This window comes from Modestobacter sp. VKM Ac-2982, assembly GCF_026967935.1.
In the GTDB taxonomy this organism is placed as follows: domain Bacteria; phylum Actinomycetota; class Actinomycetes; order Mycobacteriales; family Geodermatophilaceae; genus Modestobacter.
In genome coordinates, this window is the sequence record NZ_JAPVBL010000003.1 from 763,116 (window position 1) to 786,374 (window position 23,259).

At 72.4% G+C, this 23,259-nt stretch carries 25 protein-coding genes; 2 read left to right on the forward strand and 23 right to left on the reverse strand.

Going from position 1 to position 23,259, the window contains the following annotated elements:
- Nucleotides 1-119: 119 nt before the first annotated feature.
- The 23 genes from O2W20_RS14260 to O2W20_RS14370 all read right to left on the reverse strand — a co-directional run bounded on the left by O2W20_RS14260 (nucleotide 120) and on the right by O2W20_RS14370 (nucleotide 21,142).
- Nucleotides 120-599 (reverse strand): flagellar basal body-associated FliL family protein, encoded by a 480-nt coding sequence (locus O2W20_RS14260; protein ID WP_269171971.1) that lies wholly within the window; start codon nucleotides 597-599, stop codon nucleotides 120-122.
- Nucleotides 596-1,561, reverse strand: a complete 966-nt coding sequence (locus tag O2W20_RS14265; RefSeq protein WP_269171970.1) for an OmpA/MotB family protein — start codon at nucleotides 1,559-1,561, stop codon at nucleotides 596-598. Before O2W20_RS14265 ends, O2W20_RS14260 begins: the two co-directional genes overlap by 4 nt.
- Nucleotides 1,558-2,328 (reverse strand): motility protein A, encoded by a 771-nt coding sequence (locus O2W20_RS14270; protein ID WP_269171969.1) that lies wholly within the window; start codon nucleotides 2,326-2,328, stop codon nucleotides 1,558-1,560. Before O2W20_RS14270 ends, O2W20_RS14265 begins: the two co-directional genes overlap by 4 nt.
- 3 nt (nucleotides 2,329-2,331) lie before the next feature.
- Entirely contained in the window at nucleotides 2,332-2,619 is a 288-nt protein-coding gene (locus O2W20_RS14275; protein ID WP_269171968.1) for a flagellar FlbD family protein, read from the reverse strand.
- Between the two features lie 189 nt (nucleotides 2,620-2,808).
- Nucleotides 2,809-4,089, reverse strand: coding sequence for a flagellar hook protein FlgE (locus O2W20_RS14280; RefSeq protein WP_269171967.1), 1,281 nt, complete (start codon nucleotides 4,087-4,089; stop codon nucleotides 2,809-2,811).
- Between the two features lie 44 nt (nucleotides 4,090-4,133).
- A complete protein-coding gene (locus O2W20_RS14285; RefSeq protein ID WP_269171966.1) occupies nucleotides 4,134-4,580 on the reverse strand; it encodes a flagellar hook assembly protein FlgD in 447 nt (148 codons plus the stop codon).
- Between the two features lie 15 nt (nucleotides 4,581-4,595).
- Complete coding sequence (locus O2W20_RS14290; RefSeq protein ID WP_269171965.1) at nucleotides 4,596-6,026, reverse strand: flagellar hook-length control protein FliK; 1,431 nt, start codon at nucleotides 6,024-6,026, stop codon at nucleotides 4,596-4,598.
- Nucleotides 6,023-6,973, reverse strand: a complete 951-nt coding sequence (locus O2W20_RS14295; protein WP_269171964.1) for a transglycosylase SLT domain-containing protein — start codon at nucleotides 6,971-6,973, stop codon at nucleotides 6,023-6,025. The genes O2W20_RS14290 and O2W20_RS14295 overlap by 4 nt, the downstream gene beginning before the upstream one ends.
- Nucleotides 6,961-7,431 carry a flagellar export protein FliJ gene (locus O2W20_RS14300; RefSeq protein ID WP_269171963.1) on the reverse strand — a complete coding sequence of 157 codons (471 nt, stop codon included), beginning with the start codon at nucleotides 7,429-7,431 and terminating at the stop codon, nucleotides 6,961-6,963. Before O2W20_RS14300 ends, O2W20_RS14295 begins: the two co-directional genes overlap by 13 nt.
- A gap of 10 nt (nucleotides 7,432-7,441) precedes the next feature.
- Entirely contained in the window at nucleotides 7,442-8,770 is a 1,329-nt protein-coding gene (locus O2W20_RS14305; protein WP_269171962.1) for a FliI/YscN family ATPase, read from the reverse strand.
- The gene (locus O2W20_RS14310) at nucleotides 8,767-9,618 is read right to left on the reverse strand and encodes a FliH/SctL family protein (RefSeq protein ID WP_269171961.1); all 852 of its coding nucleotides are present in this window, start codon (nucleotides 9,616-9,618) and stop codon (nucleotides 8,767-8,769) included. The genes O2W20_RS14305 and O2W20_RS14310 overlap by 4 nt, the downstream gene beginning before the upstream one ends.
- On the reverse strand, nucleotides 9,602-10,678 hold the full coding sequence (gene fliG / locus O2W20_RS14315) for a flagellar motor switch protein FliG (RefSeq protein WP_269171960.1): 1,077 nt from the start codon (nucleotides 10,676-10,678) through the stop codon (nucleotides 9,602-9,604). Before fliG ends, O2W20_RS14310 begins: the two co-directional genes overlap by 17 nt.
- 137 nt (nucleotides 10,679-10,815) lie before the next feature.
- Nucleotides 10,816-12,369: a flagellar basal-body MS-ring/collar protein FliF gene (fliF, locus tag O2W20_RS14320; RefSeq protein WP_269171959.1), complete on the reverse strand. Its 1,554-nt coding sequence runs from the start codon at nucleotides 12,367-12,369 to the stop codon at nucleotides 10,816-10,818.
- Complete coding sequence (gene fliE, locus O2W20_RS14325; protein WP_269160015.1) at nucleotides 12,369-12,695, reverse strand: flagellar hook-basal body complex protein FliE; 327 nt, start codon at nucleotides 12,693-12,695, stop codon at nucleotides 12,369-12,371. Before fliE ends, fliF begins: the two co-directional genes overlap by 1 nt.
- Before the next feature lie 2 nt (nucleotides 12,696-12,697).
- Nucleotides 12,698-13,102, reverse strand: a complete 405-nt coding sequence (locus O2W20_RS14330) for a flagellar basal body rod protein FlgC (RefSeq protein ID WP_269171958.1) — start codon at nucleotides 13,100-13,102, stop codon at nucleotides 12,698-12,700.
- Complete coding sequence (locus tag O2W20_RS14335) at nucleotides 13,102-13,431, reverse strand: flagellar basal body rod protein FlgB (RefSeq protein WP_269171957.1); 330 nt, start codon at nucleotides 13,429-13,431, stop codon at nucleotides 13,102-13,104. Before O2W20_RS14335 ends, O2W20_RS14330 begins: the two co-directional genes overlap by 1 nt.
- A 283-nt stretch (nucleotides 13,432-13,714) precedes the next feature.
- The gene (locus O2W20_RS14340) at nucleotides 13,715-14,089 is read right to left on the reverse strand and encodes a hypothetical protein (RefSeq protein WP_269171956.1); all 375 of its coding nucleotides are present in this window, start codon (nucleotides 14,087-14,089) and stop codon (nucleotides 13,715-13,717) included.
- Entirely contained in the window at nucleotides 14,086-14,472 is a 387-nt protein-coding gene (fliS, locus tag O2W20_RS14345) for a flagellar export chaperone FliS (RefSeq protein ID WP_269171955.1), read from the reverse strand. The genes O2W20_RS14340 and fliS overlap by 4 nt, the downstream gene beginning before the upstream one ends.
- A gap of 43 nt (nucleotides 14,473-14,515) precedes the next feature.
- Nucleotides 14,516-15,904, reverse strand: a complete 1,389-nt coding sequence (gene fliD, locus O2W20_RS14350; RefSeq protein ID WP_269171954.1) for a flagellar filament capping protein FliD — start codon at nucleotides 15,902-15,904, stop codon at nucleotides 14,516-14,518.
- Nucleotides 15,905-16,008: 104 nt separating this feature from the next.
- Nucleotides 16,009-17,292: a flagellin N-terminal helical domain-containing protein gene (locus O2W20_RS14355; RefSeq protein ID WP_269171953.1), complete on the reverse strand. Its 1,284-nt coding sequence runs from the start codon at nucleotides 17,290-17,292 to the stop codon at nucleotides 16,009-16,011.
- Nucleotides 17,293-17,507: 215 nt separating this feature from the next.
- The gene (locus tag O2W20_RS14360; protein WP_269171952.1) at nucleotides 17,508-18,785 is read right to left on the reverse strand and encodes a flagellin N-terminal helical domain-containing protein; all 1,278 of its coding nucleotides are present in this window, start codon (nucleotides 18,783-18,785) and stop codon (nucleotides 17,508-17,510) included.
- Between the two features lie 127 nt (nucleotides 18,786-18,912).
- Nucleotides 18,913-20,076 carry a flagellin N-terminal helical domain-containing protein gene (locus tag O2W20_RS14365; RefSeq protein ID WP_269171951.1) on the reverse strand — a complete coding sequence of 388 codons (1,164 nt, stop codon included), beginning with the start codon at nucleotides 20,074-20,076 and terminating at the stop codon, nucleotides 18,913-18,915.
- A 142-nt stretch (nucleotides 20,077-20,218) separates the two neighbouring features.
- Nucleotides 20,219-21,142 carry a sigma-70 family RNA polymerase sigma factor gene (locus O2W20_RS14370; RefSeq protein ID WP_269171950.1) on the reverse strand — a complete coding sequence of 308 codons (924 nt, stop codon included), beginning with the start codon at nucleotides 21,140-21,142 and terminating at the stop codon, nucleotides 20,219-20,221.
- Nucleotides 21,143-21,324: 182 nt separating this feature from the next.
- Between O2W20_RS14370 and O2W20_RS14375 the strand changes: the two genes are divergently transcribed.
- Both O2W20_RS14375 and flgK read left to right on the forward strand, forming a co-directional pair.
- Nucleotides 21,325-21,813, forward strand: a complete 489-nt coding sequence (locus O2W20_RS14375; RefSeq protein ID WP_269171949.1) for a flagellar protein FlgN — start codon at nucleotides 21,325-21,327, stop codon at nucleotides 21,811-21,813.
- Nucleotides 21,810-23,258 (forward strand): flagellar hook-associated protein FlgK, encoded by a 1,449-nt coding sequence (flgK, locus tag O2W20_RS14380; protein WP_269171948.1) that lies wholly within the window; start codon nucleotides 21,810-21,812, stop codon nucleotides 23,256-23,258. Before O2W20_RS14375 ends, flgK begins: the two co-directional genes overlap by 4 nt.
- Nucleotide 23,259 lies beyond the last annotated feature (1 nt).

The following is a 23,259-nucleotide window of genomic DNA, read 5'->3' on the forward strand; positions in this document are numbered from 1 at the left end:
TGCCCCGGTGGGGGCGGTGGGGGCGGAGCGTCAGCCGGGCACACCCGTGAGGTGTTGGAACGGCCCCCTTGCAGGGTCCCGGCACGAGCGTGCGAGTGCTGGGGGGCGAGGGGGTCCTTCTACTGGGTGACGTACTCCGTGTACCAGAGCTCGTAGACGTCGCCGTGGTAGGCCTCGACGACCGCTGCCTCGAAGGCGGCCTTCATCGCCTCCCGGTTGCTCGTCACGTCGGACAGGGCAGCCCCGGAGAACTGGGAGATGGCGATGTCGAGGGCCTTGGAGCCGTCCGGGGTGGCGCCGCCGCCGTGCCCGCCGCCGCCGGCGTGCTCGTCGTAGGCGAGGGAGAACTGCAGCGTGAAGCCGAGCTTCAGGTAGCTCCCGCCGGCCAGGTTGATGGCCACCGGTTCCACCGCCAGCACGACGCTGCCGGCCTCCGGCGCGGGCTCGGCCTCGGCCTCGCCGCTGCCGCTGAAGACGAAGAAGTACGCGGCCGCGCCGAGCGCGAGCACGGCGACCAGCGCCATGATCAGCAGCTTCTTCTTGCCGCTGCCCTTGGCGTCGTCGGAGTCCTCGGGCTCTTCCTTCTTCTTCCTGCTCATTCCTGACTCCCCTCGGAGGTCGTGCCGGTGGCCTGGGTGGTGTCGGTGGTCTGGGTGGCTGCCTCGAGGCCGGGCAGCAGTGCGTTGGCCTCCGGGGAGGCCATGGTCAGGAGGACGACGTCCACCCGCCGGTTCACGGTCACGTAGCTGGGGTCGGTGTCCGGCACGAGCGGCCGGGTGTCGCTGTAGCCCACTGCCGACATCCGGCCCTGCCCGACGCCGTTGGCGTCCACCAGGTGCCGCAGCACGGTGGTGGCCCGGACGGCGGACAGCTCCCAGTTCGACGGCCACGGGCCGCCGCGGGTGACCGGCAGGGAGTTCGCGTGGCCCTCGACCCGGACCAGGTTGGGCAGGTCCTCGATCGTCGGCCCCATGGCGTTCAGCACGGTGACGCCCTGCGGCATGAGGGCTGCGGACTCCGGCGCGAAGAGCACCGGGTCGGAGACGACGCGCACGACCAGGCCCCGCTCGTCGATGATGAACTGGGCGGCCCCGGTCTGGCCCGCGGCGGCCAGCGCTGCGGCGATCGCTGCCCGCGCGGCCGCGAGCTGGTCGTAGGCCGACTCTGCCTCGGCGGCGACGGCCCGGGCCTCCGCCTCGGCGGCGGCCACTGCCGCTGCCTGCTCCGCCTCGGTCTGCGCGGTGCCGTCGATGGCGGCCTCCTGGGCGACCTGGACGGGCTTCAGCGGGCTGTCGTTCTCGACCGGCGCGGCGATCGCGGCGCCGTCGTTCAGGATGGTCACCGGGGCACCGGCACCCTGTCGCGCGCCGTTGGCGAAGGCGGTGAACTTGGCGAGGTCGATCGAGCTCATCGCGTAGAGCACCACGAAGAGCACGAACAGCAGCGTCATCATGTCGAAGCCGGACACCAGCCACCGTTCGTGGTTCTCGTGCTCCTCGTGCTCCTCGTGCTTCTTGGCCCGGCGGCCACCGTGGCCGCCGTGCCCGCCGCTCTTGCTCACGCCGCCTCGCGCTGCTGCTCACTGGGCGGCACCAGCGCGCTCAGCTTGGCGCGCACGGTCCGCGGGCTCGTGCCCGCCTGGATCTCCGCGATGCCCTCGACGAGCAGCTCCATCTGCGCGGCCTGCAGCGCGCTGACCCGCAGGATCTTCGCGCCCATCGGCAGGAACCAGAAGTTGGCTGCCATGACGCCCCACAGCGTGGCGATGAACGCCGCGGAGACCATCGGACCCAGCGCCTCGGGGTTGCTGAGGCTGCCCATCACGTTCATCAGGCCGACGATGCAGCCGAGGATGCCGATGGTCGGCGCGTAGCCGCCCATGTTGTTCATGAACTTGGCGGCGACCTTGTCCTCGGTCTTCTTGGCCGAGATCTCGCCCTCGAGGATGCTGCGCAGGTCCTCCGGGTCGGTTCCGTCGATGCTCATCTGCAACCCGCGCTTGAGGAACGGGTCGTCGATGTCCTTGACCTGCGCCTCGAGGGCGAGCAGCCCCTCCTTGCGGGCCTTCTCGGCCAGGCTGACCAGCGTCTGGATCTGCTCCGTGGCCGGCGGCACCTTGGCCGGCAGCACGGCCATCTTGAACCAGGTGGGCATCTTCTTCAGGTCGTCCATCGTCTGGCTGGCCATCGCCGCGCCGAAGGTCGCGACGACCACCAGGACGATCGCCGGGAGGAAGATCAGCGAGGTCGGGTCGGCGCCCTCCAGGATCATGAAGACGACCAGGGCGATGATGGAGACGACGAACCCGATCAGGGTGGCGGGGTCCATGGCTCAGCGCTCTTCTCGGCTCGGGAACGGCAGGACCGAGGAGTCGTCGGTGCCCTTCACGGTGTGTGCGGTCGGCATCCGGTACTCGCCGCGGTCCATCTGGAAGGCCACCGCCTGGATGCTGGCCCGGTAGTCACGGACCGCGCGGACCACCTCGTCGACGGTCTCGGTGACGACGTACTTGGTGTCGTCGCGGAGCGTGACGACGGTGTCGGGGTGGCCCTCCACGCGCTGGATGAGCTCGACGTTGAGCACGAAGTGCTCGCCGTTGAGGCGCGTCAGACGGATCACGGACTGCTCCAGGGGTCGGGTGTGGCGGGGTCGCCACGAACGGGCCTCATCGCGCCGCAGTCAGGTCATCGGCGTGTCGAGGGCGGTGCTTGAGCTGAACGGCCCGGCCCCCCGACGGGATGACCGGGCCGTCCGTGCAGGTGAGCGCCTCACCCCCCACCGAGATGGCCATCTCGGTGGGGAGGGGGATCAGCGCTTGAGCTGGACCAGGTCCTGCAGGATCTCGTCGGAGGTGCTGATCACGCGGCTGTTGGCCTGGAAGCCACGCTGGGCGACGATCAGCCCGGTGAACTCCTCGGCCAGGTCGACGTTGGACATCTCCAGCGCCCCGGCGGACAGGCTGCCCCGGCCGCCGGTGCCGGCCTGCCCGACCAGCGGGTTGCCGGAGTTGTCGCCGGCCCGGTACGAGCTGTTGCCGGCCTTCTCCAGGCCGCCCGGGTTGGTGAAGGTGGCCAGTGCCAGCTGCCCGATGTTCTGCCGCAGCCCGTTGGAGTAGATGCCGACGATCGTGCCGTCGTTGGCCAGCGAGTAGCCCTCCAGCACGCCCATCGCGGAGCCGCTCTGGGCGGTCGTCTTGGCCGCGGCGTCGCTCTTGCCGCCGAACTGGGTGAGCGAGGACAGGTCGACGGTCACGGGCTTCGTCCAGGCCGCGAACGTGCCGGTCGGCGCGGGGATCAGCAGCTCACCCCCCGGGGGGTCGACCAGGGTGCCGGCCGGGATGCCGCCACTGCCGTCGGAGAACTCGACGGTCGTGCTCAGCAGGTTGGTGGCAGGTGTGGTGGTGGTGTCGGCGAAGGTCACCGTCCACTCGTTGGACGTGGTGGCCGGCGCGACGACCGGGCTCTTGGACAGCGTGACGCTGACCGGGTGGGCATTGCCCAGGTCGTCGTACATGTTGATCTGCGAGCTCACGGCGGTGTCGGCGTCCGTGGCCCCGGCCGAGAGGTTGCCGGCCAGCGATGCACCGGTGGTGGCGACCGGGGCGAGCACCTGGCCGGTCGGGATCCGCAGGTCCTGGAGCGGGCCGTTCGGGTCGACGACGCCCAGCGCGTTGGCCATCCAGCCCTGCAGCTTGGCGCCGTCCGGGGTCACCAGGTTGCCGACGCCGTCGGTGTCGAAGGAGCCGGCCCGGGTGTAGAGGCTCTCGTTGCCCACCTTGGTCACGAAGAAGCCGTCGCCGCTGATCATGAAGTCGCTGGCCCGGCCGGTGTTCTGGGTCGAGCCCTGGCCGAAGTTCGTGGTGATGCCGGCGACCTTGACGCCGAGCCCGACCTGCGCCGGGTTGGTGCCGGCGACGTCACCGTTCGGCGCGGAGCCGTTGCGCAGCACCTGGCTGAGGGTGTCCTCGAAGACGGTCTGGCTGGCCTTGAAGCCGACGGTGTTGACGTTGGCGATGTTGTTGCCGGCGACGTCGAGCTTGGTCTGGTGGGCGCGCAGGCCGGAGATGGCCGAGAACATGGAACGAAGCACGGTGGAGCTCCTCGCGATCGGTGTGGGGAGGCGGGGACGCCAGGTCAGCTGGTGGTGGTGGCGGGGGTGTCGACCTCGGGGACGGTGATCTCGGTGATCCGGCCCAGCGGCACGGCCTTGTCGCCGACCACCGCCCGCGGCTCGCTGCCGCCGGTCACGATCACCGAGGAGACGGCGCCGGTGACGGTGGTGCCGTCGTCGGCGGTGTAGGCCACGTGCTTGCCGACGAGCGCACCGGCGCTCAGTGAGCGCTGCAGGGTGAGCAGCTCGGCGTTCTGCTTCGCGATCTCCTCGAGCTTCTCCACCTGGGTGAAGGTCGCGGTCTGGGCCATGAACTCGCTGCTGCTGGTCGGGTTGCTCGGGTCCTGGAAGCGCATCTGCGCGACCAGCAGCTTGAGGAAGGTGTCCTTGCCCATCTGGTCCGAGCGGTCGGTCGCGGTGGTCGCGGTGGCGGTCGGCGTACCGACGGTCCCGGTGATCGGGGTGGTCATCGCACGGTCTCCAGATCAGACGCGGACGTCCACGCCGGCTGACGTGGACTGGTCGGTGGCCAGGGCGGCACTGCCGCGGCCGAGGCGGTCGGTGGTCTGCGCGTCGCTGCGCGAGCTGCCCTGCTGGTCCGGTTGGCCGGAGCGGCCCTGCTGACCGGTCTGGGCGTCGAACAGCTGCTGCGCGGTCCGTGCGCCGGTGCCGGCGTCGCCGCCGTCCGCGCCGACCTCGACCCGGCCGGCGGTCAGGCCGGCGCTGTCGAGCTCGCGGCGCAGGTCGGGCAGGGCGTCCAGCAGCGCCTGCCGGCCGGCCTCGTGCGCACCGTGCAGGGTCACGTCGAGCACGCCGCGGGCGATGGTGACCTGGACCGACACCGGGCCCAGGTCGTCCGGGGTGAGGACCACGGTCATGGTCTGGCTGCCGTCCGGGGCGTTGTGCAGCACGGCGAGCTGGCGGCCGAGCTGGGCGGCGACGGGGGTCTCCGCCGGGCCCGGCACCGCAGCCCCGGCCGCCGCGGCGGACGGAGCGACAGCCGGCGTCGGGCCGGGGAGCCCGAATGCGCCGTCGGCCTCGGCGGACGAGGCCGTCGGCCCGGGTGCCGCCGGGGCGGGATCGTCGCCTGCGCTCCCCGAGCCGGTGCCCGCCGTGTCCGTGGCGTCGCCGGTGGGCGGCAACAGCAGCGGCGTCCCCGCGGTGTCGGTGGTGGCCGCCGGGTCGGCACCGGGAGCGCCTGCGGGAACAGGACCGGTCGCCGGGAGCGCCGCCGGGGCACCGGCCGGGTCGACGACGACGGTGAGCCCGGCGGCCTCGGCCAGCGCTGCGGTGGCATCGACGGCGGCGGGGACGGCCAGGGCGGGCACGGTCGGGGCGGGCAGCGGCGTGGCCGGAGCCGGGGTGGCGGCTGCGGTGGCCGGCGGCGTCACCGCCGCAGCGGGCAGGCCCGCCAGGGCGGCCGAGCCGTCGGCGGACTGCCCGGCGCCGGTGACGGCACCGATCAGGCCGGCCGCGGCGGCCGTCGTCCCCAGGCCCGCGGTGCTCTCCGCGGTCAGGGGTGCTGCCGCGGCCAGCAGCGCCCACAACCCGGGCTGCAGGGGGACCGGGGGCGCAGCGGCGTCGGTGCTGCCGTCGGCGGCCTCCTCCGCGGGGTCGGCCGCCGACGGGTCGATCCGGTCGGCGGGGGCGTCGGCGGTGCGATCGGGCCGGCCGGCGGCCGCGGCGGCGCGGTCCGGGGACCGGACGGCGGACCGGTCCGCCGCCCGCTCGGTGGCGCGGTCGGCGGCCCGCTGGGAGGCGCGGGAGGGGCCGCGCTCGCTGCCGAGGGCGTCGTCGAGGGCGCTGGCGAACGCGGGTGCGCGGTCGCCGGCGGCGGTCCGGCCGGTCGAGCCGTGGCCGGCGGCACCGGAGCGGGCCGGGGCCGAGATCACCGGCAGGGTGGTCGGGCTGCTCATGCGTAGGCCTCCGCGGCTCTGGTGACCTTCTGGACGTAGGACTGGGTCTCGGGGTAGGGCGGGATGCCGCCGTGGCGCTGCACCGTGCCCGGGCCGGCGTTGTACGCGGCGAGCGCCAGCTCGGTGGAGCCGAACTGCTTGGTCAGGCTGCTCAGGTAGCGGGCGGCACCGTCGATCGAGGACGCGGGGTCGAGGGCGTCCACGCCGAGCCCCTTGGCGGTGGCGGGCATGAACTGCATCAGCCCGGTGGCGCCCGCGGACGACCTGGCGGAGCTGTTGAACCCGGACTCGGTCTTGGCGACCGCGGCCAGGAGTGCGGGGGAGACGCCGTGCCGGGCGCCGGCCTGGGCGAAGAGGTCGGCGTAGGGCACCCCGGCGAGGCCGCCGCCGGCCGCAGGGGCGACGGGGGTGGTGCTGGCGCCCTCGGGCAGCACCCGGCGGATCAGGGTCGGGTTGCCGACGTCCTGCACCTTGACCACGTCGCCGGCCTGCGGGGCGGCGATCATCTTGCCGCCGCCGATGTAGAGCCCGACGTGGTCGATGCCGGGCCGGGAGGACGTGTTGTCGAAGAACACCAGGTCGCCGGGCTGGGCCTCGGCCAGGGAGGCGACCGGCCGGCCGGCGGTGGCCTGCTGGGCGGAGGTGCGCGGGATGCTGATCCCGAGGTCGGCGTAGACCCGCTGGGTGAAGCCGGAGCAGTCGAGGCCGGTCGCCGGGTCGGTGCCGCCCCACTTGTAGGGGACGCCGAGGTACTTGGTCGCTGCCCCGACGACCTCGGCGCCGGTGCCGGTCGCTGCGGTGCTCCCCGCGGTCGCGCTCGCCGCACTGCTGCCGGTGAGGCCGGCGGCGGAGGCCGCGCTGGCCCAGGCGGCCTGCTGGGTCACCGGCGGGGTGAAGCGCGCCTGGATCTGCCCGATCCGGCTGTGCACCGCGGTCAGTCCGTCCACGTCGTCTCCTCCCTGCTCGTCTCGTCCTCGCGGGCTCTGGTGGTGCTGTGCTGGCGGGTGACCAGGTCGTCGACTACGCGTTCCTCGGCGGCGTCGGCCGCCTCCTGCAGGGCCGCCACGTGCCGCTCGCGCAGGCGTTCGAGGCCCTTGGTGCGCTGGGCGGCGGCGGTCCACCGGGCGCGGACCAGTTCGGCCTGCTCGGCGCGTGCGACGGCCAGTGCCCGTGCAGCAGACACATCGGCAGCCGCAGCGGCCGATGCGACCATCGCGGCGATGAGCGCCGAGCCGGTGGGGTGCCCGGGCAGTGCTCGCTCGGTCAGCGCGGCGGCGTCCCGCTCGGCGCGTTCGGCGGCCTCGGTCGCCTCGCGGGCGGCCTGGGCCGACGCGAGGGCGGCGGCGCGCTCCTCGGTCCGGCGGAGCTTCAGCACCGGTTCCAGGCGGAAGGCCGGCTGCTTCACCGCAGGTCGTTCACGCCGTGGTGGCGATCGCGTGCAGTCGGGCGAACGCCTCGGGGGTCGAGGTCGGGTCGTCCACGGCCTGCCGCAGGAAGGCGTCGATCTGCGGCACCAGCCGGCGGGCCCGGTCCACGAGCGGGTCCGAGCCGGTCTGGTAGGCGCCGATCTCGATCAGCTCCCGCACGTCGCGCAGTGCGGCCATCATCCGGCGGACCTCCCGGGCGTCGGTCATCTGCGGCGACGGGACGATGGTGGTGGCGACCCGGGAGATCGACTCCAGCACGTCGATGGCCGGGAAGTGCCCGGCGGTGGCGAGCTTGCGGGTGAGCACGACGTGGCCGTCGAGGATCGACCGGGCGGTGTCGGCGATCGGCTCGTTGTGGTCGTCGCCCTCCACCAGCACGGTGTAGAGGCCGGTGATCGAGCCGGTGGTGGACGTGCCCGCCTTCTCCAGCAGCTTCGGCATCATCGCGAAGACGCTCGGCGGGTACCCGCGGGTGGCCGGTGGCTCGCCGGCGGAGAGCCCGACCTCACGCTGGGCCATCGCGGTGCGGGTGATCGAGTCCATCATCAGCAGCACGTCGCGGCCCTGGTCGCGGAAGCCCTCGGCGATCCGGGTGGCGACGAAGGCGGCCTTCAGCCGCACCAGCGGTGGCTCGTCGGAGGTGGCGACGACGACGACGGTGTTCGCCATCCCCTCCGGGCCGAGGTCCTCCTCGAGGAACTCGCGGACCTCCCGGCCACGCTCACCGATGAGCCCGATCACCCGCACGTCGGCGTCGGTGCCGCGGGTGATCTGGCTCATCAGCGTCGACTTGCCGACGCCGGACCCGGCGAAGATGCCCAGCCGCTGGCCGCGGCCGACCGGGACGAGGGTGTCCAGGGCCCGGACGCCGGTGGTGAGCTGCCGGTTCACCCGGGCCCGGGTCAGCGCGTTGGGCGTCTGGCTGGTGAGGTCGACGTACCGGATCGCGCTGCCCAGCGGCGGGCCGCCGTCCATCGGCCGGCCGAGCCCGTCGAGCACCCGGCCGAGCAACGCCTCACCGACCGGCACCTGCAGGGGCATGCCGGTGGCCCGCACCCGGGCGCCGGAGCGGACGCCGGAGAGGTCGCCCAGTGGCATGCAGGTCAGCCGGTCCCGCTGCACGGCGACCACCTCGGCGAGCAGCGGCTGGGGGCCGGTGCGGACCTCGACCAGGTCGCCGACGGCCGCCGAGACGCCCTCGACGGAGAGGGTGAGGCCCATCGCGCCGGTGACGATGCCGGTGAGCTGGGGGCGGGCGGCCGCACGCGCCCTGTCGATGAGGTCGCTCCTGTCCAGGGCGTCGACGGTCGCCCTCATGACCGGAGCACCTCGCGGACGCGGTCCAGCGCCGCGCTCAGCTGGGCGTCGACCCGCTGGGTGCCGGCCTCGGCCAGCGCGCCGGCCCGCTCGACGTCGGCGTCCCCGCGGACGGTGACCGACGCCGGCAGCTGGGCCAGCGCCTCGGCCGGCACCTCCGCGAGGTCGTCGGGGTGCAGCCGGACGACGACCGGCACGTCGTCGGGGCACAGGGTCAGGGCCCGGCGCAGGGCGTCCAGGCCGGGCTCCGCCGCCATGGCCAGCTCCCGGCCGAACAGGTCGCCGACCAGGATGACGACGGCGTCCAGGATGCTGTCCCGCAGCTCGTCGACCGCCGGGGCGGCGGTCTCGTCCAGCCGCTCGACGGCGGCGCCCATGGCCGCGGTGGCCGAGGCGAGCCGGCGCTCCCAGCGGGCCTGCACGTCGGCGAGCCGCTCCTCGGCGGCCTGCTCGGCGGCGCGGACGACCTGCTCGGCGGCGACGAGGCCCTCGGCGTGGCCGGCGGCCCAGCCCTCCCGGCGGGCCTCCTCCCGCAGCCGGGCCAGCTGCTCGGCGTAGACCTCGCCCAGCCGGAGTCCGACCCGTGCGGTCGCGGCCTGGTCGCTGTGCGCCGCCGTGGGGTGGGCGGCGACCGGGGGGACGACGGAGGGCATCCGCGGCGCCCGGGGCGGGGGGACCGGCGCCGCCGGGGCCGGCGCGGCGGCGTCCTGCGCGGCCGGGCGCACCGCCGACGGCCGGCCCCACACCGGCGCACCCTGCGGCGCTCGCTGGTAGGGGACGGCGCCGGCCGCCGGCGCCCCGCGCAGCAGCAGGGTCTCGCGGCCGCTGCCGTCAGGCGACGAAGTCATCCTCACCGCCCCGCGAGATGGTCAGCGCACCCTGCTCCTCGAGGGTGCGGATCACCGCCACGATCTTGGCCTGGGCCTCCTCGACGGTCCGGGTGCGGACCGGGCCGAGCAGCTCGATCTCCTCGAGCAGGTTCTCCCCGGCGCGCTCGGAGAGGTTGCGGACCACCTTGTCCCGGACGTCGGCCTTCACGCCCTTGAGCGCGGTGGCCAGGTCGTTGGCCTCGACGTCGCGCAGCACCAGCTGCAGCGACCGGTCGTCGATGGTGACTATGTCCTCGAACACGAACATCTGCGAGCGGATCCGCTCGGCGAGCTCCGGGTCGCTGCTCTCCAGCCACTCCAGGATCGAGCGCTCGGTGGGCCGGGAGGAGCGGTTGATGATCTCCACCAGCGTCTCGACGCCACCGACGGTCGCCATGTCCTGGTAGGCCAGCAGGGAGCCCATCCGGCGGCCGAGCTCCTCCTCGACCATCCGGACCATCTCCGGGGCGGTGCGGTCCATCATCGCGATCCGGTAGGCGACGTCGGCCTGCTGGTCCGGCGGGAAGCCCGACAGCACCTCGGCCGACTGCGGCGCCGGCAGGTGTGCCAGCACCAGGGCCACGACCTGCGGGTGCTCGTCCTTCAGGAAGGTGACCAGCTGCCGGACGTCGCTGTTGCGCAGCGAGGCGAAGGGCAGCTCGGTGTAGACGACGTTGAGCCGGGAGAGGATGCCGTCGGCCTTCTCCTCGCCCAGCCCGGCGGCGAGCACCTCGCGGGCGAACTCGATGCCGCCGGTGCCGACGAAGCGGCGGGCCTGCATGAGCGAGTGGAACTCTCCGAGCACCTCGTCGACGTCCCTGCCGTCGACCCGCTGCAGCGCCATGAGCTCGCTGGTCAGCTGTTCGACCTCGGAGGGGCGCAGCTGGGCGAGGACGGCGCCGGCCTCCTCCTTGGTCAGCTGGGCCAGGAACACCGCGGCCTTGCGCAGGCCCGGCAGCTCCTTGCGGGGCTTGGCGAGCTGCGCGGACGGCGTCGTCGCCGGCACCCCGACGAGCTGTTCGACGCTGGCGATGCTCACTGCTCAACTCCTTTCGCGGTGCTCACGGCAGTCCTCTTGTCCTCGGGACGCCACCGGCGCCCACCTCCTGCATCGGCAGTCCGGGGCCCCACCCGGCAGGGCGGCTGCCCCGCCGGGGGAGGCCCCGGACCGTGTGCTCACTTGGCGTCGGCGAACCAGCCGCGCAGCATCGTGGCGACCTCGTCGGGACGGTCGCTGACCATCTCCGAGATCTCGCCGCGGACCCGCTCGCGCTGCTGGGCCTCCAGCAGCGCCGTCCGGTCGTCCAGGGCCGGGTCCCGGACGCTCTCGACCTGGATGCGCTCCTCGGTCTCCTCGTCCTCGTACTCCTCGTACTCCTCGCGATTGCGCCGCGAGCGCAGCCACACGATGAGCACCAGGAGGGCGATGCCGAGGGCGATGCCGCCGGTCTTGACCATCGACCACATCTGGGCGGTCTTCTCCGCCTCCTCGGCGGCCGCCAGGTCGGCCGCGGCCCGCTCGGCGGCGGTCTGGTCGAAGGCCATCGCGGCGACCGTGATGGCGTCCCCGCGGGCGACGTCCAGACCGACCGCGTTGCCGATCAGGTCCTGGACCTGGGCCTGGTTCAGCGCGCCGGCCGCGGCCTGGTCCATCACCACCGAGACGGTCAGCCGCTGGACGGCACCGGGCGCTCCCTCGATGGTCTCCACGGTCTTGTCGACGGCGTTGTTCCGGGTGGCCGTCTCCTTGTCGTAGGCGGACTCGCCGTTGCCGTTGACCCCGAGGTCCTCCGCGCCCAGGACCCCACCGACGGCGGCCCCGTTGCCCTCGTAGTTCTCGATGGTGGTGCTCTCCGACAGCGCCGGGGTGCCCTCGTTGAAGTCGTAGCTCTCGATCGTCGTGCCGCGCTGGTCGAAGTCCAGGTCGGCTCGCACGGAGACGACCGCGTTGCCGGGACCGGCGACCCGGTCGAGGATCTGCTGGGCGTTCGCCGCCAGCCGCCCCTCGAACTCCTGCTCCATCTGCGACTGGGCGTCACCGGCGGCGGAGGACGCACCCTCCCCGGCGGCGGAGAGGACCGCGCCGGTGGAGTCGGCGACCGTGACGTCGGCCGGGTCCATCTTCTCGATGCTGGAGGAGACCAGGTGGGTGACCGCCTGCACCTGCTCACCGGCGAGGCTCGTGCCAGGGGCGAGGTCGAGCAGGACCGACGCGGTCGGCTTGCCCTCCTCGGTGGCGAAGACGTCGTCCTTGGGCAGCGCGACGTGCACCACGGCCGACCGGACGCCGTCCAGCGCCTTGAGGGTGGTGGCGAGCTCGCCCTCCAGCGCACGCTGGTAGGAGACCTGCTGCTGGAACTCGCTGGTGGTGATGCCCTGCTCGTCGAGCAGCGAGTAGCCGGTCTCGTCGCCGGCCGGCAGGCCCTGGCCGCTCATCGCCAGGCGCAGGTCGTAGACCTTCTCCTTGGCCACCATGATCGTCTGGCCGCCGTCGGTGAGCTCGTAGGCGACCCCCTGGGCGTTGAGCTCCTCGACGATCGCCGAGGCGTCGGTGGAGGCCAGGTTGCTGAACAGCGGCGACAGCGTGGGCGCGGTGACCCACCGGGTGAAGAAGAAGCCACCGAGGAGCAGCCCGGCCAGCAGCAGACCGATGACGATCTTCTGGCCGGCGCTGATCGTCGCCAGCAGCGTGCGGACCCGGTCCATCGGTCCGGCGAGCGCGGCGGGCATCAGATCTGCATCCGCATGATCTCGGTGAAGGCCGCGACCGCCGAGTTCTTCAGGGTCACCACGGTGTCGGTGGCGAGCCGGGCCTCAGTGCTGGCGATCATGTAGTCGTGGGCGTCCTGCAGGTCACCGGTGGCGGCCTGCAGCGCGAGGGCGTCGGCGTTGCCCTGCACGGCGTTCAGCGAGTCGATCGAGCCGGTGAGGACGGCGGCGAACCCGCCGTCGCCGGAGACGGAGCGCGGAGCGGCGGCGTTGGCGGCGCCGGCGACCCCGGTGACGTCGGTGATGCCCGGCATCCCGATGGAGATGCCTGCGATGGGTGAGGTCATGGTCAGCCCTTCCCGAGCTGGAGGGCCTGCTGGTAGGCCTCGGTGGCGCTCCTGATGGTGGCCAGGTTGGCCTGGTAGCCACGCTGGGCCATCAGCAGCTGGGTCATCTGGTCGCCGAGGTCGATGTCGGGGTAGCGGACGTAGCCCTCGTCGTCGGCCAGGGGGTTGCTCGGCTCGTAGACCATCCGGCCCTCGGCGCTGCCGAGCTCGGTGCCGGCGACGCGCACGCCGCCCTGGCCGGAGCCGTACTGGACGGCCTCGGCGACGATCATCCGTTCCTGGAAGGCGTCCTCGCCCGGTGCGTTGACCGTGTTGATGTTGGCCATGTTGTCCGCGACGGCGTCCATCCACTTGCGGTGGACGAACAACGACGAGCCGCCGATGCGGAGGGTGTCGAAGACCGCCATCACTGGGTCCGCAGGGCGGAGCGCAGCAGGGCGTACTTGCCGTCCAGGGCGCTGATCGACAGCTGGTAGCGCAGCCCGGTCTCGGTGGCGATGACCGTCTCGGTGTCCAGGTTGACGTTGTTGCCGTCGGTCCGGGTCGGGTCCATCGAGCGGGTGACGGAACTCCGGCCGCCCGCCGGGACCTGTCCGTTGACGATCTCGGCCTGCAGGGTCGACTCGAAGTCGACCCGGCCGGCCAGGAAGCCCGGCGTCTGGACGTTGGCGATGTTGTCGGCGGTCACCCGCTGGCGCTGCTGCAGTCCGGTGAGGGACGCGTGCAGCGCCGTCATGGTCGAGTCGGTGATCACCGGACGCCCAGCAGGGAGCGACGGAGCACGAGGTACCTCCGGGTACGGCGGGACGCGCTCACAGGGGAACCTGGGAGCGAGGGGGCCGCCGATCCGTGGCGAAGTTGGTGCGTTCCGTGCCCTTGAGTCATCGGCAGCGGCAGCAGCTGGCATGACCACGTGCACCCGATCGGGCGCGTCCAGTCACACAACGCACACGTCCCCCGGGGCCGAAGTCGCGTCTTCGGCCCCGGGGGACGGGGGAGTGCCGGCGGTGCGGGTGGGGTCAGAGCACCCGGTCGATGAAGGAGGCGACCGGCCGGGTCGGTGCGTAGGACATCCGGGCGGCGACGTCGCGCTGCTTCTGCGACTGGGTGATCCGCTCGACCAGCGCCTCGGCGACCGCCAGCTGGTGCTGCAGCAGCCGAGCGGCGCGCTCGCGCAGGTCGTCGGGCAGCGGGCCGAGGTTGCTCGGCGGGATCCAATCGGTGGACCGGCGGCCCCAGGCCGCGATCTCCTCCGCCCGGCCGCGGGCGAGGGTCTCCTCGGCCTCGTACACGTCGCCCTCGAGCGCGTCCAGCACCGCCGGCCAGTTCCGCCCGCTGGTCAGGGCGGGGACGTCCCCGACCCGGTTCCGCCCGGCGGGCGGGCCGCCGGTCACGCGGGAGCCGCTGCGAGGGAGGCCGCGGCCTCCCGCCACGCGTCGCGCAACGGCTCGACGATCTTGCGGCAGTCGGCGACCCGGCGCAGGTCGGCCTTGAGGATCGCCTGGCCGAGCTCGGTGATCAGCCAGTTGTAGAGGGCGGCCAGCCGCGGAGCGCCGTCCCAGGCGTCGACCTGGAGGCTCTCCAGCAACCCGAAGACGACGTCCTGGGCGTGCTGCAGCTGCTCGGTCGCCGCGTCACGGTCACCCGCGGTCAGGGCGGCGTGCCCGCGCTCGAGGTCCAGGGCGAGGCGGTCGTACAGCATCACCAGGAGTCGCTGCGGGGAGGCGGTGGTGACCGTGTCGCCCAGGTAACGGGCGCGGAGAGAAGCGGTGCTCATCGGGTTCGGATCTCCAGTGGATCAGCGCGGCAGCGGGTCAGGACTACTTGGAGGACTTCGACCAGGAGGGCAGGCCGGCGATCTGTGAGCTGAGCCAGGCAGCCTGGTTCTGCATCGTGCCCAGGGCCTTCTCCATGGCGGTGAACTGGCGGGTGATCGTGTCCTTGCGCATGGCCAGCCGGGTGTCCCAGTCGGCGATGCGTTCGGTCAGGTCCGTGGCGAGCCGGTCCTGGCTCTTGGCCAGCAGGGTGAGCGACCCGGTGGTGGCGTCCGACGCACCCTTGGCCAGCGCCTCCAGTCGGGCGGCGATCCCCACCGGCGCGGTCACGTCGTCGGCGTTGCCGCTGATCCCGTCCGCACCGGTGCTCGTGATCGTCTTCTTGCTGAAGAGGTCCTGCACGATCGTGGGGTCGCTGGCCAGCTTGGCCGTGAACACCGCCGTGTCGAAGGTGAGCTTGCCGTCCCGGGTGGTCTGCACACCGGCGATCGAGGCCGAAGCGCCGCCGACCGCGCTGGAGACGACGTCGAGGATGTCGTTGGCCAGGCCACGCAGGGTGCTGTCGCCCTTGAGCAGGGCCGTCGTGCTCTTGGGGTCGGTGTAGGAGGTGATCGCGTCGAGCAGGCCGTTCGCCGCGTCGATGAGGTTCTTCACCTTCGCCGCGGTGGCACCCGGGTCCTTGGCCACCGAGACCGTGACCAGGGCGGCCGGGTCGGCCTTCGAGACCGTGAAGGTGGTGTCGGCCATCAGACCGGTGAAGGTGTTGGTCGCCGAGGTGACCTCGTACTTGCCGGTGCCGGTGCCCACGGTGAGCTTCGCGTCCACCCCGTCGACGACCGGCTTGTAGCCGGTGTTGTCGCCGATCGTGAAGACGGCGTCCGTGCCGGAGGCCTTCGCGGTGAGCTGGAGCCGGTAGCTGCCCGTGCTCACCTGCACCGCGGTGGCGGTGACGCCGGCCTTCGGGTCGGCGTTGATGGCCGCGACCGCGTCGGCGAGCGAGGGGTCGCCCGCGGTGGAGGAGGTGATCGTGACGGCGGTGGTCGTGCCGCCGCTGGTGATCGAGATCGAGCCGGCGCCGTATGCCTGGTCGGTGCCCGTCCAGGTGGCGTCGGTGATCATCGAGTGGGAGGTGGCGAGCCGGTCGACGGCGAAGGTGACCGACCCGGCTACGGCCGCTGGGCCGGCGGTCGCGGTGACCGCGGTGGAGGAGCTGCTGGCCTTGGTGGCGGTCCATGCCGCCGGGTCGCTCAAGGCCGCGGCGGCCGAGCGGAGCGTGTCGAACCGGGTGTTGACGGCGCGGTATGCGGTCGCGTCGGACTGCGTCGCGGTCAGCTGGTTCTTCAGCAGGCTCTGCGGGTTCGCCTCCACCTGCATCAGCTGGCTGATCATGCTCTGGTAGTCGATGCCCGAGATGAGACCGGTGCTCACGCTCATGCCTGCCATGGGGTACCTCCGGTGCTCGGGACGGTGAGTGCAGTGAGGGGGGAGGCCCGGGGACCTCCCCCCTCACCGGGTGGCGCTCAGGCGGTGCGGGTGGATCAGCCCAGCAGCTTCAGGATGCCCTGCGGAGCCTGGTTGGCCTGGGCCAGCATCGCGGTGCCGGCCTGGGTCAGGATCTGCGTACGGGTGAAGTTCGTCATCTCCTGGGCCATGTCGGTGTCGCGGATCCGGCTCTCGGACGCCGACAGGTTCTCGACGGCGACGTTGAGGTTGTTGATGGTGTGCTCGAACCGGTTCTGGATGGCACCCAGGTCGGCGCGAGTGGTGGAGACCGACTTGATCGCGGCATCGATGGCGTCGATGGCTTCGGTCGCACCGGTGGCGGCGGTGAAGGTGGCGGTCGCCGAGGAGACCTGGGCGGCGGTCGGGGTGGTGCCGAGGGCGATGCCGGCGGCGCCGGTGTAGCCCTCGACGGCCTCGTTGACCTGGAAGGTCAGCGAGCCACCGGAGGCGGTGAAGACGGCGGCGGTGTCCTTGAGCCCGAGGGCGGACTTGGCGGCGGTGTTCAGGGCGGTGAGGGCCTCACCGCTGCTGACGGTGCCGTTGTCGTCGGCGTCTGCGGTGCCGACGGAGTAGTCGACCGAGTTGAGGTCGAACGTCTTGCCACCGAAGCTGATCGTGCCGCTCAGGTTGTCGTAGGCCGAGGCGGCGCCGCTGGCGCCCCCGAAGTCGGCCTCGCCGGTGGCCTTGGTGATGACCAGGTCGGCGTTGGAGCCGCTGCTGGCGTTGGTCGTGGTGACCCCGCCGGCGGTGCCCGAGGTGGCGTTGTTGGTGTACTCGCCGGTGCCGGTGACGTCGACGCCGCCGACCTTCAGCCCGGCGCTGCCCATCGCCGTGCCGATGTTGACCGCGATGGTCTCACCGGAGTTGGCGCCCACCTGGAACGTGGTCTTGTAGTTGCCGTCCAGCAGCTTCTTGCCGTTGAACGTGGTGGTGCTGGCGATCCGGTCGAGCTCGGACTTGAGCTGCCCGATCTCGGACTGGATGTTCTTCTTGGCGTCGCCGTTCAGGCTGCCCTCGTTGGACGCCTGCACCGACAGGTCGCGCATGCGCTGGAGGATCTTGTGCGTCTCGGTGAGCGCACCTTCAGCGGTCTGCACGACCGAGACGCCGTCCTGGGTGTTCCGGACGGCGACCTTGAGGCCACCGATCTGCGAGCGGAGGCCCTCGGAGATGGCCAGGCCCGCCGCGTCGTCGGCGGCGCGGTTGATCCGGAAGCCGGAGGAGAGCTTCTCCAGCGACTTGCTCATCTGACTGTCGGTGACCGACAGGTTGCGGTACGAGTTCATCGCCGCGATGTTGTTGTTGACGCTCAGACCCATGGTGTTCCTCCTTGGAAGGGGCCTACAGGGACATCCGCTGCATCCGTGCTGCGGGGTGTTGCACTCCCTGTTACGGCTGGGACTGAGCCGGTGTTGACCCGAACGCGGGACTGATTTCGGGCCCGGTCCACCCGCGGTCGCGGGCGCGCGGAGGAGAGGGGGAGACCCGGAGGTCTCCCCCTCTCACCGGGTGGTGCTCAGCTGGTGCGGGTGGATCAGCCCAGCAGGCGGAGGATGCCCTGCGGGGCCTGGTTGGCCTGGGCCAGCATCGCGGTGCCGGCCTGGGTCAGGATCTGGGTCCGGGTGAAGTTGGTCATCTCCTGGGCCATGTCGGTGTCGCGGATCCGGCTCTCGGACGCGGTCAGGTTCTCGACGGCGACGTTGAGGTTGTTGATGGTGTGCTCGAACCGGTTCTGGATGGCACCCAGGTCGGCGCGAGTGGTGGAGACCGACTTGATCGCCGCGTCGATCTTGTCGATCGCGTCGGTCGCACCGGTGGCGGCGGTGAAGGTCGGCGTGGCCGCCGAGATCTGGGCCGCCGTGACGCTGGTGCCGCCCAGGGCGACGCCGGCTGCGCCGGTGTAGCCCTCGACGGGGTCGTTGACCTGGAAGGTCAGCGAGCCACCGGAGGCGGTGAAGACGTCGCTGGTCACGCCGAGGGCGGCCTTGGCGGCGGTGTTCAGCGCCGTCAGGGCCTCGCCGGCGCTGGTGACGCCGTCGGTGCCGCCGGCTGCGGCACCGGAGTAGTCCACCGCACCCAGGTCGAAGGTCTTGCCACCGAAGCTGATGTTGCCCGACAGGTTCTCGAACGCCGAGGCGGCGCCGCTGGCACCGGCGAAGTCGGCCTCGTTGGTGGCCTTGGTGATCACCAGGTCAGCGTTGGTGCCGCTGGTGGCGTTGGTCGTGGTGACCCCACCGGCGGTGCCCGAGGTGGCGTTGTTGGTGTACAGCCCGGCACCGGTGACGTCGACGCCGCCGACCTTCAGCCCGGCGGCACCCATCGCCGTGCCGATGTTGACCGCGATGGTCTCACCGGAGTTGGCGCCCACCTGGAAGGTGGTGGAGTAGTTGCCGTCGAGCAGCTTCTTGCCGTTGAAGGTCGTGGTGCTGGCGATCCGGTCCAGCTCGGACTTGAGCTGCCCGACCTCGGACTGGATGTTCTTCTTCGCGTCGGCGTTCAGCGAGCCCTCGTTGGAGGCCTGCACCGACAGGTCGCGCATGCGCTGGAGGATCTTGTGCGTCTCGGTGAGCGCACCTTCAGCGGTCTGCACGACCGAGACACCGTCCTGGGTGTTGCGGACCGCGACCTTGAAGCCACCGATCTGCGAGCGCAGGCCCTCGGAGATGGCCAGGCCCGCCGCGTCGTCGGCGGCGCGGTTGATCCGGAAGCCGGAGGACAGCTTCTCCAGCGACTTGGCCATCTGGCTGTCGGTCGAGGACAGGTTGCGGTACGAGTTCATCGCCGCGATGTTGTTGTTCACGGACAGACCCATGGTGTTCCTCCTTGGACGGGGTGACCGCGGCATCCGTGCCGTGGCCTTCGTACCCCTGTCAACGGAGCGGGTCCGGGAGTCCTTGAGGGCCCCGCGGCGATGTCCCCCGTTCGGGTGGGAGACCCGGTCAGCTCAGCAGCTGCAGCACCCCGCGCGGGGTCTGGTTCGCCTGGGCCGCCATCGCCGTGCCGGCCTGGGTGAGGATCGACGCCCGGCTGACCGTGGTCATCTCCGCGGCGATGTCGGTGTCCCGGATCCGGCTCTCCGAGGCCGCGGTGTTGTCCAGCGCCACGCCGAGCTTGGCGATGTTGTGCTCGAACCGGTTCTGCGCGGCACCGAGCTCGGCGCGGGCGGTGGAGACCTGCCCGATCGCCGCGTCGATCGCCCCGAGCGCCCGGGACGCCCCCGAGGCGGGTTCGAAGACGACGGTCGCGGCGGCCAGGTCCTGGGCCGAGGCGCCGGGCGGCGGGGCCGTGCCGGTGAGCACCAGCCCGCCTGAGTTCGCGGCCGTGACGGAACCGGCGCCGAAGGTCGCCGTCAGGGCCGCGTCGACCTGGGCCAGCTTCTCGGTGGCGGTGTCGGACGGGCCGAACCGGAGCGACCCCAGGTCCAGGGTGCGGCCACCGAGGCTGACGGACCCGCTGAGGGAGTCGAAGTCGGCGGCGGTGAGGGTCGCGGTGCCGAGAGTGACCGAGGAGGCGGTGCCCCCGGCGGCGGCGGTGGTCGCCGAGGCCGTCGTCCCGCCGGTGCCGGCGGCGGTGACGTCCACGCCGGCGACCCCCAGGCCGGCCGCGCTCATCGCCGGCCCGAAGCCGACGGTGATCGTGTGCCCCGCGTCCGCGCCCACCTGGAAGGTCCCGCGGTAACTGCCGTCCAGGAGCGTGCGGCCGTTGAAGGACGTCGTCTCCGCGATCCGGTCGAGCTCGGCCCGCAGCTGCCCGATCTCGGTCTGCACGTTCGCCCGGGCTGCGTCGTCCAGCCCGCCGGTGTTCGCCGCCTGGACGGCGAGGTCCCGCATCCGGTGGAGCAGGGAGTGGGTCTCGGTGAGCGCGCCCTCGGCGGTCTGCAGCACCGAGATGCCGTCCTGGCTGTTGCGCAGCGCGACCTTGAGCCCGCCGATCTGGGTGCGCAGGCCCTCGGCGATCCCCAGGCTGGCGGCGTCGTCGGCGGCGCGGTTGATCCGCAGGCCGGAGGAGAGCCGCTCGATCGACGTGCTCTGTTGCCGATCGGCGATGCCGAGGACGCGGGCTGAGTTCAGCCCGGCGATGTTGCTGTTGACGACCAGGCTCATGCGGGCCCTCCGTGGACCGGGAACGAGAAGGAACCGCCGCAGCCGTGCGGCGGGATCGATCTCTTCTACGGTCCGGAGGACCCGGTCTCAACCCGAACGGGTGAGGTCCGTGGTGTGGATGTGACTGGAGCCGGGCGGCGGCTCAGGCGGGCTGGGCGGCTGCGCCGCGCTCGGGGACCACCCAGCCGCGCCGGGCCCGGCCACGTGGCTGGGGCACCGGGAACGGGGGAGGGGTCGCCGCGGTCCAGCCGGCGGACTGGCGGGCGGCGACCCGCTCGACGTAGGCGCGCTGCTGGTTGCGGGCGCGCACGCCACCGTCGGCGGGGACGGCGGTGCCGTCCCAGATCTCGCTCATCGCGGCGTGCAGCAGGGTGAGCGCGCGGGCCCGCATCTGCGAGACACGGGACAGGGTCACGCCGAGGGAGTCGGCGATGTCGGTGAGGGACTCGTCGCCGAAGAAGTTGCGCTCCACGACCTCGTCGAGCTTGTCGGGGAGGGCGCGGATCGCCTCGTGCAGGTGCCGGGCCCGCTCCCCGCGCAGCAGTGCGCGCTCCGGGGAGTCACCGGTGTCGGGCAGGTCGAGCGAGCCGCCGTCGGTGCCGGTCTCGGCGTCCATGCTCACCATCACGGCCCGGTGCACGTCGATCTGCAGGGAGTCCAGCTCCGAGCGCTGGACGCCGAGGCTGGCGGCCAGCTCCTCCTTCGTCGGCGGGCGGCCCAGGCTGATCGTCAGCGCATCGGTCGCCGCGTCCGTGCGCCGCGCCGCGGCCCGGACCGAGCGGCTGGCCCAGTCGCCGGAGCGCAGCTCGTCCAGGACGGCGCCCTGCAGGCGCGGCAGGGCATAGGTGGCGAAGGTCGCCCCGGCGGTCGGGTCGAAGCGGCGGGCCACCTCCACCAGCGCGACGCTGGCGCAGGAGAGGAGGTCGTCCCGGCTGACGTGGCTGGGCAGCGAGATGCGCGAGGCCACTGCGTTCACCGCGAACTGGGCGAGCGCGAGATGGGTGGTCACCAGCGCGTCGACGTCGGCGGGTCGGCGCTCACTCACTGCGGGGCGGGCTGCGGTCACGCCCTCCTTCTCGGCTGACCGCCGCCCACGTGGCACCGCCATCGACACATTTCCGGGTGACCTCGAGCCATCTCGGCTTGACCGGGCGCCGCCGGGTGCCGAAGTGGAGATCGACAGCGCCCGCCGGTCCCGGTGGGCCCAGGCCTGCACGACGGGCTGCACACGACGACGGAAAGGCCGGCATGGACCACCAGCACCTGTCGACGTTGCTCTGGCGAGAGCAGGAACTGCTGGACCTCCTGCTCTTCAAGGCCGAGGAGAAGCAGTACCTCATCGTCACCGGCAAGAGCCGGTGGCTGGCCCGGATCGCCCACGAGATCGAGGTGGTCCTGGAGCAGCTGCGGACCCTCGAGCTCGAGCGGGCCGCGGCCACCGAGCAGATCGCCGGCCGGCTGGGGCTGGAGGCCAACCCCTCGCTGCGCCAGCTCGCCGACTCGGCCCCCGCCCCGTGGGACGACCTCTACGCCAAGCACCACGAGGCCCTCCTGCTCCTCGTCTCGGAGCTCCGCGGGCTCTCCGACACCAACAAGGAGCTGATCGAGAGCGGCCTGGCCGTCATCAACGACGCCCTGAACACCACCCAGCCGAACACCGCGGCCGGCACGTACACCCAGTCCGGCCGCGCGGCCGGCAACGCCTACCGCTCGGTCACCCTGGACGGTGCGCTGTGAGCTCGTTCTCCGGTCTGAACACGGCGACCACGGCCCTGTGGGCGCAGCAGCGCGGGCTGGACGTCACCGGGCAGAACATCGCCAACGTCAACACCCCGGGCTACTCCCGCCAGCGGGCGGAACTGCAGTCGATCGGTGGCAACGCCGTCCCGGCGATGTACGCGGTCAGCAACCAGGTCGGCCAGGGCGTCGACGCCGACAAGGTGATCCGCATCCGGGACGGCTTCCTGGAGAGCCGGGCGCAGATCGAGTCCGCCTCGACCGCCCGGATGACCGCTCAGGACGCCACCCTCGCGCAGATCGAGCAGGCCTTCCGCGAGCCCGGCGAGACCGGCATCCAGGCGAAGCTCACCGGCGTCTTCACCGCCTGGGGCGACGTCGCCAACCACCCGACCGAGGACGGCGCCCGCACGGCCGTGCTGCAGAAGACGGCCACGCTGGTCGCCGAGCTGCACACCACGAGCGCCAACCTGGACAAGCAGTGGACCCAGACCCGCGACAGCCTCGACACGTTGGCGCAGGACGTGAACGCGAAGACCCAGTCGATCGCCGACCTGAACCGGGCGATCAAGCGGGCGACCCAGGCCGGCCTGCCGGTCAACGAGCTGGCCGACAAGCGGGACGGGCTGGTCAAGGACCTGGCCACCGCCATCGGTGCCACGTCCAGCCCCGGTGACGACGGGCAGGTCGACGTCTCCGTCGCCGGCGCGATGCTGGTCTCCGGGGTCTCGGCGATCGGCATCCGGGTCGTCGGCACCGAGGTGCCCGCCGAGGCCACGGCCACGGACCCCTCGTTCGTCACCGACCCGGGCGGCACCCGGCTCGCCCTCGGTGGCACGGCGGGCGGTGCGCTGACGGCGCTGAGCCAGACGATCCCGCGGTACCAGCAGAAGCTGGACGCGGTCGCCCAGCAGCTGGCCGCCCAGGTCAACGCCGTGCACGCCGGTCCGGACGCCTACGACAAGAACGGCGCCCCCGGCGGCCCGATGTTCGGTTCGGGGACCGTGCCGGCCGTCCCGGTCACCGCAGCGAACATCACCCTGCTGATCACCGATCCGGCGAAGCTCGCCGCCGCGTCGATGGCGCCGATCCCGGCGGTCGCAGGACCGCCGGCCGTCGCCGCCAGGCCGTCGGCCGACGCCGGCAACGCCGCGAAGCTGGCCGCCATGGCGCGGGCGGACACCGGGGCGGCCGTCGCCTACCGGCAGCTGATCGTCGACCTCGGCGTCGAGGCGTCGGTGGCCACGAGCAACCTGCAGACCCAGACGGTGGTCGCCGCGCAGGTGGACGCGTCCCGCGAGTCCGTCTCGGGGGTCAACCTCGACGAGGAGATGACGAACATGCTGCAGTTCCAGCACGCCTACTCCGCCGCCGCGCGGATGATCACCACCATCGACGAGACGCTCGACGTGCTGATCAACCGCACCGGCCGAGTGGGGCTGTGAC

Coding starts and splice junctions, on each gene's coding strand:
- O2W20_RS14260 (WP_269171971.1), bottom strand. CDS start 599: ATGAGCAGGAAGAAGAAGGAAGAGCCCGAGGACTCCGACGACGCCAAG.
- O2W20_RS14270 (WP_269171969.1), bottom strand. CDS start 2,328: ATGGACCCCGCCACCCTGATCGGGTTCGTCGTCTCCATCATCGCCCTG.
- O2W20_RS14285 (WP_269171966.1), bottom strand. CDS start 4,580: ATGACCACCCCGATCACCGGGACCGTCGGTACGCCGACCGCCACCGCG.
- O2W20_RS14290 (WP_269171965.1), bottom strand. CDS start 6,026: ATGAGCAGCCCGACCACCCTGCCGGTGATCTCGGCCCCGGCCCGCTCC.
- O2W20_RS14305 (WP_269171962.1), bottom strand. CDS start 8,770: ATGAGGGCGACCGTCGACGCCCTGGACAGGAGCGACCTCATCGACAGG.
- O2W20_RS14310 (WP_269171961.1), bottom strand. CDS start 9,618: ATGACTTCGTCGCCTGACGGCAGCGGCCGCGAGACCCTGCTGCTGCGC.
- fliF (WP_269171959.1), bottom strand. CDS start 12,369: ATGCCCGCCGCGCTCGCCGGACCGATGGACCGGGTCCGCACGCTGCTG.
- fliE (WP_269160015.1), bottom strand. CDS start 12,695: ATGACCTCACCCATCGCAGGCATCTCCATCGGGATGCCGGGCATCACC.
- O2W20_RS14330 (WP_269171958.1), bottom strand. CDS start 13,102: ATGGCGGTCTTCGACACCCTCCGCATCGGCGGCTCGTCGTTGTTCGTC.
- O2W20_RS14335 (WP_269171957.1), bottom strand. CDS start 13,431: ATGACGGCGCTGCACGCGTCCCTCACCGGACTGCAGCAGCGCCAGCGG.
- fliS (WP_269171955.1), bottom strand. CDS start 14,472: ATGAGCACCGCTTCTCTCCGCGCCCGTTACCTGGGCGACACGGTCACC.
- fliD (WP_269171954.1), bottom strand. CDS start 15,904: ATGAGCGTGAGCACCGGTCTCATCTCGGGCATCGACTACCAGAGCATG.
- O2W20_RS14355 (WP_269171953.1), bottom strand. CDS start 17,292: ATGGGTCTGAGCGTCAACAACAACATCGCGGCGATGAACTCGTACCGC.
- O2W20_RS14360 (WP_269171952.1), bottom strand. CDS start 18,785: ATGGGTCTGTCCGTGAACAACAACATCGCGGCGATGAACTCGTACCGC.
- O2W20_RS14365 (WP_269171951.1), bottom strand. CDS start 20,076: ATGAGCCTGGTCGTCAACAGCAACATCGCCGGGCTGAACTCAGCCCGC.
- O2W20_RS14375 (WP_269171949.1), top strand. CDS start 21,325: ATGGACCACCAGCACCTGTCGACGTTGCTCTGGCGAGAGCAGGAACTG.